This window comes from Endozoicomonas gorgoniicola, assembly GCF_025562715.2.
In the GTDB taxonomy this organism is placed as follows: Bacteria; Pseudomonadota; Gammaproteobacteria; order Pseudomonadales; family Endozoicomonadaceae; genus Endozoicomonas_A; species Endozoicomonas_A gorgoniicola.
In genome coordinates, this window is sequence record NZ_JAPFCC010000001.1 from 5,917,145 (window position 1) to 5,929,262 (window position 12,118).

Below are 12,118 nucleotides of genomic sequence, written 5' to 3' on the forward strand. Positions count from 1 at the left end.
TCCATTGTGTGGCTGGCGGTGTTTTGTATTGAGCAGACACTGGAATTTAGAGTGTCTGTATGAAAAAAGAGCCAGTAGTGGCTCTCTATCCAGCCCTGACCTTATTTTGCTGTCAAATCGGGGTGCAATTCCAAGTCTCTCTGGTGCTTTTTCAGGCAGAAAGTTTCAGACGAAGGTTTCAGACGAAGGTTTCAGACAGAAAGTGCAAACCAGAAGGTTTTGAATTGCATCCGTGTCTCGTGACAGCCACAGATGGTTGGGGTTTTACTAAAGGAAAACGTTGTGACTCAAGAAAACGTTGTGACTCCGGTAACCAGGACTTTTACATTTGGTGACCAGACCATCACTCTGGAAACAGGTCGCGTTGCCCGTCAGGCATCGGGTGCAGTTCTGGCAACCATGGGTGATACAGCCGTTCTGGCAACGGTGGTTGGCTCTAAAGAAGCGAAACCAGGACAGGACTTTTTCCCTCTGTCCGTCCACTATCAGGAAAAAACCTACGCTGCGGGCAAAATCCCCGGCGGTTTCCTGAAACGTGAAAGCCGTCCCAGCGAAAAAGAAACCCTGACTTCCCGCCTGATCGACCGTCCTATCCGCCCTCTGTTCCCTAAAGGCTTCATGAATGAAGTTCAGGTGGTTCTGACCGTTGTGTCTGTCGACAAGAAAAACGATCCGGATATTCTGGCGATGGTGGCCTGCTCTGCTGCCCTGGCTATTTCCGGTATTCCTTTCCAGGGGCCTATTGGTGGTGCGCGTGTCGGCTTTAACGAAGAGAAGGGCTACCTGCTGAACCCAAGCTATGCCGAGCTGGAAACGTCCGAGCTGGACATGGTGGTAGCAGGTACCAAAGACGCCGTATTGATGGTTGAGTCTGAAGCGCAAGAGCTGACTGAAGACGAAATGCTGGGCGCGGTGCTGTTTGCACACCAGGAATACCAGTCTGTTATCTCTGCCGTTGAAGCGTTTGCGGCTGAAGTCGGCAAGCCTGTCTGGGACTGGGCTGCTGCTGCTGAAAACGTAGAACTGAAAGAGAAGATGTCTGCGTTCGAAGGCAAGATGCGTGAAGCTTACCAGATCACCATCAAGCAGGATCGTTATGCTGCGGTGGGTGTACTGAAGCAGGAAGTGCTGGAATCTCTGGCCGGTGAAGAAGAAGGTCAGTTCGACGCGTCTGATGTTGAGAAGGCATTCTCCAGTCTGGAAAAATCCGTAGTACGCGGCAATATTATCAATGGTATGCCTCGTATCGACGGTCGTGACACCAAAACCGTTCGTCCGATCAACGTAGAAATCGGTGTTCTGCCAAAGACTCACGGTTCTGCGCTGTTTACCCGTGGTGAAACCCAGGCTCTGGTCACTACGACTCTGGGTACTGCCCGTGACGCACAGATTATCGATAGTCTGGAAGGTGAAACCAAAGATCCGTTCATGCTGCACTACAACTTCCCTGCTTACTCTGTCGGTGAGTGTGGTCGTATGGGTGCGCCGGGTCGTCGTGAAATTGGTCACGGTCGTCTGGCTCGTCGCGGTGTTCAGGCCATGCTGCCGACTCAGGACGAGTTCCCATACACCGTTCGTGTGGTCTCTGAAATCACTGAATCCAACGGTTCAAGCTCCATGGCTTCCGTGTGTGGTTCTTCCCTGGCGCTGATGGATGCGGGTGTGCCTCTGAAAGCACCAGTGGCCGGTATTGCTATGGGTCTGGTGAAAGAAGGTGACCAGTTTGCAGTCCTGACCGACATTCTGGGTGATGAAGACCACCTGGGTGATATGGACTTTAAAGTAGCCGGTACTTCCGAAGGTATTACTGCTTTGCAGATGGATATCAAGATTGCCGGTATCACCGAAGAGATCATGGAAATCGCCCTGGATCAGGCGATGGACGCGCGTCTGCACATTCTGGACGAAATGAATAAGGTGATCAGCGAGAGCCGTTCCGAGCTGAACGAAAACGCGCCGATGACCATGTCCCTGAAGATCGACACCGACAAGATTCGTGATGTTATCGGTAAAGGTGGTGCGACCATCCGTTCTATCTGTGAAGACACTGGTGCTTCTGTTGATATCGACGACAGTGGTATGGTGAAAATCTTTGCTGATGATAAGGAAAAGGCTCAGGCTGCTTACGACCGTGTTTACGGTATTACTGCTGACGCTGAGGTTGGTCAGATCTACACCGGTGAAGTTACCCGTATCGTAGACTTTGGTGCGTTTGTGAGTGTTCTGCCGGGTCGTGACGGCTTGGTGCACATTTCTCAAATCGCTGATGAGCGCGTAGAGAAAGTGTCTGACTACCTGCAAATGGGTCAGCAGGTTGAAGTGGTTGTACTGGACATTGACTCCCGTGGCCGTATCAAGCTGAGCATCAAAGAAGTTGCCCGCGCTAAGGAACAGGCGTCTTAAGGGAGCTTAAATAGATCGCTGTCCGCTGATGGTTTTATGAACAGACAAAAAACCCTGAATTTCTTCAGGGTTTTTTTTGTTTCTATTGATCAACTCAGTCGCTGGTTGATCTCGCCGGCAATAATCTCGGCCTGTGGTCCGAGAATAACTTGCAGGCTACTGCTGCTCAGGCGAACAACACCTTTCGCGCCCAGTGCTTTCAGACCGGCTTCGTCAACATTGTTGGAGTCTTTCAGCGTCAGTCGCAGACGGGTAATGCAGGCACCGACTTCTTTCAGGTTTTCCTGTCCACCCAGCAGGGCGATGTAGCGTTCAGCTCGTCCGGACTGTTCCATTTCAACGGTTTCTACTACTACTTCTTCATCCTCACGACCTGGTGTTTTCAGATTGAAAGCTTTGATGCCAAAGTAGAAGGCGCAGAAGTAGATAGCGGCAAAGGCCAGGCCGATCATGATCAGGGTGACAGGGTTAGTGGCCAGTCCCCAGTTCAGCAGCAAGTCAAACGCACCCGCCGAGAAGCCAAAGCCGTGCAGTACGCCCAGGCTGTTAGTGACGACCAGAGACAGGCCGGTCAGTACGGCGTGTACCGCGTAAAGGGCTGGAGCCAGGAACACGAACATAAATTCGAGTGGCTCGGTGACGCCGGTCAGAAACGCTGTCAGGGCAACAGAGAACAGAACGCCACCGACTTTTGCACGGTTTTCTTTATGTGCGGTCAGGTACATGGCAAATGCAGCGGCTGGCAAGCCAAACATCATGACCGGGTAGAAACCTGCCATGAACACGCCCGCAGTCGGGTCGCCAGCAAAGAAGCGGGGCAGGTCGCCATTGACAATTTCGCCGGCGGCGTTGGTGAATTCACCCAGACCAAACCAGAACACAGAGTTCACAACATGGTGCAGGCCAACAGGGATCAGGCCACGGTTAAGAACACCGTAAAAGAACTGACCAACAGGGCCGGATTCTGATACGGCCAGTGCAAACGAGTTAATTCCGCTCTGAATGGAAGGCCAGATGTAACCCGCAAGAACGGAAACAGCCAGTGCGATCAGACCTGTCATGATCGGCACCAGTCGTTTACCTCCGAAGAATGCCAGGTAGGAAGGCATTTCGGTGGCGTGGAATTTATTGTAGCTGTGTCCGGCAATAATGCCGGCAATAATGCCGCCGAAGAAAGACATGTCGATACTTTCATCGATAGTTTTGGCAGCGGCCGTCAGAACAAAGTAGCCAACAGCACCCGCCAGAACGGCGGAGCCAGCGTCGTCTTTAGCAAGCCCACAGGCGATACCCATGGCAAACAGAAGTGGCAGGTGGCTGAAAATAGCGTTACCGGCTTCTGCCATAAAGGCGATGTTGAGCAGGTCAGGCTGTCCGAGGCGTAGCAGCATGGCAGCAACAGGCAGGGTGGCAATGGGCAGCATGAGCGCCTTGCCTAACCGCTGCATGTAGTTGAGGATATTCATGTGGATGTCTCTGTGTTGGTTTTTTTCAGCGTGAGGATTAAGGTTGATCATAAGGATATATTTTACAATGTAAATTAATCCTTACCTTTTTCTTTTGGGGGTTTTGATTTATATCAACTTGGGGTCGCTTTTCGCTTTTCGCTGTCCGCTGCCCGTATCCCGAATCCCGAATCCTGTGTCTCATATGGTTGCTTTGCGGTAGGTGAAGGTTTGTTTTTTAAATTATTTTTCATTGAAAAATAATTATTCTTGCTGCATCCTTTGTCTGGCTCTTTTTTTAACTAAGGGTGGCAGCAAACAGAAATATACCCTGCTTTTAGCTACGGGCTACGGGCTACGGGCTACGGGCTACGGAGTTCGGAAAGCGGAAAGCGGAAAGCGGTATATTCCAGCCCCCCCTCAACCTTCACGGCAAGAGAAACGCTTATGCGCCTTATTCCTTTGCAGACATCCGAAGAAACGGCCCACTGGACAGCAAGATATATTGTCAACCGTATCAATAAGTTCAACCCAACCAGAGAGAGGCCTTTCGTACTGGGCTTGCCAACGGGTGGGACTCCGGTTGCAACCTATAAGGAGCTTATTCGACTTTACAGTAAGGGTGAGGTCAGCTTTAAACATGTTGTCACTTTCAACATGGATGAGTACGTTGGACTGCCTGCCGGCCATCCGGAAAGCTACCGTCAGTTTATGGAAGAACAGTTGTTCAGCCATATTGACCTGCCCGCTGAAAATGTTCATTTTCTTAACGGCAACGCCGAGAATCTGGAACTTGAGTGTCAGTCTTATGAAGAAGCCATTCTGTCCTATGGTGGCATTGAACTGTTCCTTGGTGGTGTAGGCCGGGATGGACATATTGCATTCAATGAGCCGGGCTCATCACTGTCATCCCGCTCTCGTATCAAAACACTGACGGAAGACACCCGTCGTGCTAATGCCCGCTTCTTTGATGGTGATATCAGTCAGGTGCCAAAGCTGGCTTTGACCATGGGGGTTGCTACCTTGCTGGATGCCAGAGAGGTGATCATTCTGGCCACTGGCGCGGATAAGAGTCGTGCTGTTGAGGCGGCCGTTGAGGGTTCTGTTAACCATCTCTGGACAGTCTCTGCCATGCAGCTTCACCCGAAATCCATAATGGTCTGTGACGACGCTGCCACCATGGAGCTGAAGGTTAAAACGCTTCGTTATTTCCAGGATATTGAAGCGGTAAACATCAAGGAAGTCAGTCGTCATGTTCATACCCGGTAAGTCTTCCCGATACGCCCTGACCCATTTTACTCTGCCAGCCCATATTACTGACTCCGGGTTGGCAAATATCAGGAGTATTGTGGTCAACGAGGGGTTGATAGAGCAGGTCAGCACGGAGTCGTTTGCTGATGAGAATATCGAAACGGTAGACCTTAACGGGTATACGCTGGCTCCCGGTTTTATTGATCTGCAACTAAACGGCTGCGGTGGTGTTCTTTTTAATGCGGATATCTCAGAAACGACTCTGGATGTTATGCATGCCACGAATTTACGGTTTGGCTGCACCAGCTTTCTGCCGACGTTGATCACATGCAGTGACAGCGATATGAACAAGGCCATCGAGGTGGTCAGGTCTTACAGGGAGAAGCACCCGGAACGAGTTCCCGGGCTTCATCTTGAGGGGCCTTATATCAATAGGCTGAAAAAGGGTATTCATGATGAAAATCATATACGCCCGCTTTCATCGGACAGGGTGGATTATCTCTGCGAAAACGCAGATGTTATCGCCATGCTGACTCTGGCTCCTGAAGTCTGCGAGCCTGCGCATATCACCCGGCTAAGTCAGGCGGGTATTGTTGTTTCCATTGGGCATAGCAATGCAACGTTCCATGAGGTTCGTGCAGCCGAACAGGCAGGGGCCAGTTTTGTCACGCACCTGTTTAATGCCATGAGCCAATTGCAAAGTCGGGAGCCTGGTGTTGTCGGAGCCGCATTCTCGGATAGCAAGCTGGGGGCTGGAATCATTGCGGATGGTTATCACCTGGACTGGCATAACCTGCGCATGAGTCAGCAGTTATTAAACGACAGACTGGTTCTGGTAACGGATGCAACGACGCCAGCCGGGACGGATATTGAATCGTTTATGTTTGCCGGGCAGAAGGTTTACCACTCGAACGGCAAGTGTACCAGCAAAAATGGTACGCTGGGCGGTTCAGCCCTGACCATGATTGAAGCGGTAAAGAACTGTGTTACTCAGGGTATTTCTGAACGTGATGCTCTGGTGATGGCGACAGCAAATCCTGCCAGGGTGATTGGTATGGATAAAATGATGGGGACGATCCGATCTGGCAGCTATGCGAACTTTGTTCTGTTAGACGGGGAGTATAACGTAAAAGGCACAGTGAGCGGTGGCGACCTGAAACCCGTCGGGTCGGTCTGACGCTACTCCTAAGTCCCGAGTTCCGGGTATTATGACGAATATGATTGCAAATATGGATTTTGTTAAACAGCGCAATATTACGGCTGTTTACAAAACCATTGTCAATTCCAGCGGAATTTCCAGAGTTCAAATCGCCCGCGAGTGTAATCTTGCGGGTGGTAGTGTTACTCGTATCACCCGGTTTCTTCTTGAAGAAGGGTTGGTTCACGAGGTTGAGCAGCAGGCGTCAGAGCGTGGAAGAAAAGCCACCTCCCTTTCTTCCAGAATGGAAGTGCTGCAAATTCTTGCGGCAAGGGCGGGGCGCAAGCATATTCATATCGGTCTGTGTGACATTGCCGGCAACTTGCTGGCAAAGCACTCGGTACTGACTCTGGGGCAGGATCAGAAAAGTCTTGGCGAACAGATTATTCGTGAATTGCAGAGCTTTCAGAAGCAGCATGCTGGTTTGATTAACCGTATTGCCGGTATTGGCATCACCTTGCCGGGTGTTATTGATTCGGCAGAAGGGGTGGTTCGGTTTATGCCCCACGTTGATGTTGATGAATGGCACTTGGTTAAACAGGTGACGGACTCGATGGGAATCCCCTGTTATCTTGGAAACTCTATTGCTGCCATGGCACTGGCTGAACATCGGTTTGGTGCCGCCAGGGGCTACGACAATGTTTTATACGTCCGTGTCCATAATGGCGCAGGTCTTGGAATGATTCTTGACGGGCGACTCTACGAAGGAAAAAATCAGCCGGTTGGGGAAATAGGTCATATCCAGATTAACCCTCTGGGGAATCGCTGCTATTGCGGAAACTTTGGTTGCCTGGAAACCGAAGTGTCCAATAAGGCGATAGAGTACCAATACTCTGATGCCATCACCAAAGGCCTTGCCGGTCGTCTGGAGGCGGGGGCTGGTATCACGGAGATTTGTCAGGCAGCAGAGAGTGGGGATGAGCTGGCGCAAAACCTGCTTCGTCAGGCGGCCAGTCGGTTGGGCCAGGTACTTTCCGGAAGTGTCAACCTGCTAAGGCCAGAATGTATTGTTCTTGATGGTGAAATTTTTAAGGCGTCGCAAGTCGTATTGCCGGTGATTGAGCGCTGCCTTGATACTCAGACAGTTTCCGTGGGCGGAAGTAGCAAGATTATTTTACGCACTTCGCAACTGGGCAATAATCAGTGGTTTGGTGGTTTTTCTTTAGTTCGCAGGGCTTTGCTGGAGCGTGGCCTGCTTATGCAGGTGGTCTCTGGGTGATCACAGCTTAATGGATGTTATGACCGCATTGCAGTGCTGTCATAACATCCGGTGTGGGTATATCAGTATCAGGTTACAGATCCGGGATACTGATAGATTTTCAAGGTCTCAGTTTATCGTTCGATACGCGGCTCCGGTTTTTTTGTCAGATCAACAGTAAAGGTTTCAATGCCAATGTTTTTTAGTTCGTTGGTTACTGCTTCCAGTGTGGAGTAATGCTTAGGCATACGACGGTCACGCTGAGAGCGAACGGTGTAAGGGGTATGAGTATTTGCTGAATCCAGCAGACGCAGGCAAAAGCCCTTTTGGGTTGGGTAGTATTCTACCTTTGCTCCGCCCCTGATCTCGCCCAGGCTAAATCTGAGCTTGGCTTCTTTCAGTTCAATTAATTTCATACCAACAAACACTCCCTAAGTAACCCGTATCGAAACTAAACGACGCTGACATGGGTTTAATATGCCAGTATTGACGCATCAAAAAGCCGACTTCGATCAATAAAATGAGTAGTAATGATAGTTTTTTGTGAAAAATGTACGAGTTTTTTCGTTATAGGTGTGGGGTAGGTGAATGGCAGGGAAGAAGCCCCGCACCTGAAGGGTGCGGGACAGAGTCACATATAAGCGACGCTATTAGTCGATGATGTGGACGGAAGAGGTGTTGGTGGTGCCGGAAGGAACCAGAGCGCCGGATACCATAACAACGGTATCGCCAGCTTTTGCCAGACCCATTTCAACAGCCATGTCCTTGCCCAGTTTGTAGAACTGGTCGGAACTGTCGAGCCCTTCAACAATAGTGGTGGTTACGCCTTTAGTCAGGCATAACTGTTGAGCGGTCTTCTGGGAGCTGGTAACCGCAAGAATCGGAGCGTCTGGGAAGAACTTGCGAACAGAACGGGCAGATTTGCCTTTCCTGGTCGCAACGATGATCAGCTTGGCTTCCAGAGTTTCGGAAGTTTTCACTGCGCCACGGCAAACAGCCTGAGTGATGCTGCGACGCTCTTCGATTTCCAGGTCGTAACCTTCAACCTTGGATTCGATGGTGCCATCAGTGCTTTCACAGATGGTGGACATCACGCTGACGGATTCAGCCGGGTATTTACCCTTGGCACTTTCACCGGACAGCATGACGGCGTCAGTGCCGTCCAGAATGGCATTAGCCACGTCCCCGGCTTCCGCACGGGTTGGACGAGGATTCTTGATCATAGAATCCAGCATCTGGGTAGCGGTAATAACCGGCTTACGCGCCTTGTTACACTTGGCGATCATCATCTTCTGGGCAAAGATCACCTGGTCAACAGGAATTTCTACACCCAGGTCACCACGGGCTACCATGATGCCATCGGAAACCGACAGGATGTCGTTGAAGTTGTCTACGCCTTCCTGGTTTTCGATCTTGGAGATGATGTGGATGTTTTCGCCGCCGTTAGAATCCAGCAGTTCGCGGATTTCCTGAACGTCGGAAGCCTTGCGGATGAAGGAGGCAGCTACAAAGTCTACGCCCTGCTCACAACCAAACACCAGGTCAGCCTTGTCTTTTTCAGACAGGGCTGGCAGCTGAACGCTGACGCCCGGCAGGTTAACGCCTTTGTTCTCACCCAGTTCGCCGCTGTTCTTCACGTCGCACAGGATTTCGTTTCCTTTTACTTCTTTAACGGTCATTTCGATCAGACCGTCGTCCAGCAGTACGGTGTTGCCTGGCTTCAGGTCTTCGCACAGGCCTTTGTAGGTTACGGCTACTTTCGTGTTGTCGCCGATCACCGTGTCGTCAGTTGTCAGGGTAAATTCCTGACCGGCAGTCAGCATGACGTCGTTGCCGCCCTGCAGTTTAACAGTGCGGATTTCAGGACCTTTGGTGTCCAGCAGGATGGCAACTTTCTTGCCTGTTTCCGCGCTCACCTTGCGAATGGTGCTGATGCGGTCACCGTGCTCGTCAAAGTCGCCGTGAGAGAAGTTAAGTCTCATCACATTCATGCCACAGTTTACCAGCCTGGTCAGCATTTCCCTGGATTCAGACTTTGGTCCGATAGTACAAACTATCTTGGTCTTTCTCACTGCATTTATCTCCGTTTGAGGGAAATTGGGTCGCTACATTGTCTTGTGTCACTTTGAGTAGTGCATGCAAGTAGCTTAAACCCGAAAAAAAAGACTCGAGAATGGTTTTGGAAGTTTCACGTGCTTGTCGAAATCAAAACCTTTGGGCGACCTGCGCATAAATCTTCGGAAACGTACTCAGGTTAATTCTTTGGAGCGCGAATATTACAGCAAATAAGATAAAATTCCTTTGAATTTTAACCTATGCGCTATTGATGTGGGTCAATATTTCGGGTGCTATTTAACCAGGTAGTTATTAATAGTAAGTTATTGTAAAAAAGATGATATTGATTGATTTTTATTAGAAATAGTCGTTATTAAAATTACGCTTTATAAGCTGCTTTTCGGGTAATTTACTTAGCGAGTTAACTTTATATAAGTCTATAGTCGTTTAATTAAAGGGTATTATCTGTCGAAACGAGTGACAGCATGATAGCCAGATAGACGAAAAATGTCGTAATGATCAGCGGGGTGTCACTTATCATGGTGAACCTCTGTCTGTAGTCCGTTACAGAGACTTTTTGTTATTTGTAATTCCTGCGATTGGTGTAATGCCAGAGCTTAGCGGTTAAATGAATGGGGAGGCTGTTTGTTAAGCGCGTATAAAAAAAGCTGCAACACCTTTTCAGGTCTTGCAGCTTTTTTTATACGCTTTTATCTTTCCGGGCTTATTCGTCCAGGAAGCTCCGCAGGTGATCGGAGCGGGTCGGATGGCGCAGTTTGCGCAATGCCTTGGCTTCGATCTGACGGATGCGTTCACGGGTAACGTCGAACTGCTTGCCCACTTCTTCCAGGGTGTGGTCAGTGTTCATGTCGATACCGAAACGCATGCGCAGGACTTTCGCCTCACGGGCAGTCAGTCCGGACAATACCTGACGGGTAGACTCTTTCAGGCCAGAACCGGTAGCTCGGTCAATCGGAGACTGAATGGTCGCGTCTTCAATAAAGTCACCCAGGTGGGAGTCTTCATCGTCGCCAATCGGTGTTTCCATTGAGATAGGCTCTTTGGAAATCTTGAGTACCTTGCGAATCTTGTCTTCTGGCATTTCCATGCGCACTGCCAGTTCTTCCGGTGTTGGTTCACGACCCATTTCCTGAAGCATCTGACGGGAGATGCGGTTCAGTTTGTTAATGGTCTCGATCATGTGTACCGGAATACGGATGGTGCGAGCCTGGTCGGCGATAGAGCGGGTGATCGCCTGACGAATCCACCAGGTGGCGTAAGTCGAGAACTTGTAACCACGACGGTATTCAAACTTGTCCACCGCTTTCATCAGACCAATGTTGCCTTCCTGAATCAGGTCCAGGAACTGCAGACCACGGTTGGTGTATTTCTTGGCAATAGAAATAACCAGACGCAGGTTGGCCTCAACCATTTCCTTCTTGGCGCGACGGGCGCGGGCTTCACCCAGAGACATCTTGCGGTTGATGTCCTTGATCTGGTTCAGGGTGATGCCGTAATCCTTCTCAATCGCAGCCAGTTTTTTCTGGGCGCGAATGATTTCGTCGCGATACGCCTTGATGTTTTCAGAGTAAGCCGCACTGCCAGAGGTAATCTGGTCAACCCACTCCAGGTCGGTTTCGTTGCCGGGGAAGGTCTTCAGGAAGATCTTGCGTGGCATTTTGGAGCGGCGTACACACAGCTGCATGATGGCGCGTTCGTTGCTGCGAATGTTTTCCAGGGTGTTGCGGATGCGGAACACCAGCATATCAAACATGCGCGGAATCAGCTTGAGAGGCATGAACGGTTCTGCCATGTCTGCCAGAGCCTGTTTGGCGGCCTGTGTACCGCGCTCATGCTCAGCCAGAACATTGATCATCTGTTCATGCTTTTCCTGCAAGGCTCCGAAGCGCTCGCGGGCTTCTTCAGGGTCCAGGCCGCCTGGCTCTTCGTCCTCGTCCTCATCCTCGTCGTCTTTGTTGTCGTCGAAGTCGTCCTGCATCTCCTGGACGCTTGGAATAGGCGCCTCTACAGCTGGTGCTTCTTCAGAATCAGGATCAATATAACCGCTGATCAGGTCAGTCAGGCGACCTTCCTCTTCAATAATGCGGTCGTATTCATCGAGGACAATTTGTACAGAACCCGGGAACTGAGACAGAGCTGACATGACTTCACGCAGGCCTTCCTCAATCCGCTTGGCAATCAGGATCTCGCCTTCGCGGGTCAGGAGTTCTACGGTACCCATTTCACGCATGTACATACGTACTGGGTCGGTGGTACGACCGGCTTCCTGTTCCACAGCAGCAAGTGCTGCTGCAGCTTCTTCTACCGCCGCTTCGTCGGTTTCGGCTTCTGCCATCAACAGGGTATCGGCGTCCGGCGCTGTTTCGTAGACCGTAATACCCATGTCGTTAATCATGCGGATAATGTCTTCGACCTGATCCGGATCAGAAATGTCTTCCGGCAGATGGTCGTTTACCTCTGCATAAGTCAGGTAGCCCTGTTCCTTACCGCGAGAGATAAGCTCTTTCAGTCGGGATTGTTGTTGCGAATTAGCTGACATATCAACCC

At 50.5% G+C, this 12,118-nt stretch carries 8 protein-coding genes; 4 read left to right on the forward strand and 4 right to left on the reverse strand.

Going from position 1 to position 12,118, the window contains the following annotated elements; translation table 11 throughout:
• Window positions 1-300 precede the first annotated feature (300 nt).
• Window positions 301-2,403 (forward strand): polyribonucleotide nucleotidyltransferase, encoded by a 2,103-nt coding sequence (gene pnp, locus NX722_RS26615; protein ID WP_262568731.1) that lies wholly within the window; start codon window positions 301-303, stop codon window positions 2,401-2,403.
• Between the two features lie 89 nt (window positions 2,404-2,492).
• On the opposite strand, the gene nagE is transcribed toward pnp, so the two are convergent.
• Window positions 2,493-3,869: an N-acetylglucosamine-specific PTS transporter subunit IIBC gene (gene nagE, locus NX722_RS26620; RefSeq protein ID WP_262565849.1), complete on the reverse strand. Its 1,377-nt coding sequence runs from the start codon at window positions 3,867-3,869 to the stop codon at window positions 2,493-2,495.
• Window positions 3,870-4,295: 426 nt separating this feature from the next.
• Here nagE and nagB point away from each other — a divergent pair, with 426 nt between their 5' ends.
• Genes nagB through NX722_RS26635 form a run of 3 tightly spaced genes read left to right on the forward strand, consistent with a single transcriptional unit; the run spans window position 4,296 to window position 7,516 of the window.
• Window positions 4,296-5,117 (forward strand): glucosamine-6-phosphate deaminase, encoded by an 822-nt coding sequence (nagB, locus tag NX722_RS26625; RefSeq protein WP_262565850.1) that lies wholly within the window; start codon window positions 4,296-4,298, stop codon window positions 5,115-5,117.
• Complete coding sequence (gene nagA, locus NX722_RS26630; protein WP_262565851.1) at window positions 5,101-6,276, forward strand: N-acetylglucosamine-6-phosphate deacetylase; 1,176 nt, start codon at window positions 5,101-5,103, stop codon at window positions 6,274-6,276. The genes nagB and nagA overlap by 17 nt, the downstream gene beginning before the upstream one ends.
• Before the next feature lie 52 nt (window positions 6,277-6,328).
• Entirely contained in the window at window positions 6,329-7,516 is a 1,188-nt protein-coding gene (locus NX722_RS26635; RefSeq protein ID WP_262565852.1) for an ROK family protein, read from the forward strand.
• A gap of 113 nt (window positions 7,517-7,629) precedes the next feature.
• Here NX722_RS26635 and NX722_RS26640 read toward each other — a convergent pair whose 3' ends face one another.
• The 3 genes from NX722_RS26640 to rpoD form a co-directional block, all read right to left on the reverse strand.
• Entirely contained in the window at window positions 7,630-7,911 is a 282-nt protein-coding gene (locus NX722_RS26640) for a hypothetical protein (protein ID WP_262565853.1), read from the reverse strand.
• A gap of 234 nt (window positions 7,912-8,145) precedes the next feature.
• Window positions 8,146-9,567, reverse strand: a complete 1,422-nt coding sequence (pykF, locus tag NX722_RS26645; protein ID WP_262565854.1) for a pyruvate kinase PykF — start codon at window positions 9,565-9,567, stop codon at window positions 8,146-8,148.
• A 707-nt stretch (window positions 9,568-10,274) separates the two neighbouring features.
• Window positions 10,275-12,110 carry an RNA polymerase sigma factor RpoD gene (rpoD, locus tag NX722_RS26650; RefSeq protein ID WP_262565855.1) on the reverse strand — a complete coding sequence of 612 codons (1,836 nt, stop codon included), beginning with the start codon at window positions 12,108-12,110 and terminating at the stop codon, window positions 10,275-10,277.
• Window positions 12,111-12,118: the final 8 nt, after the last annotated feature.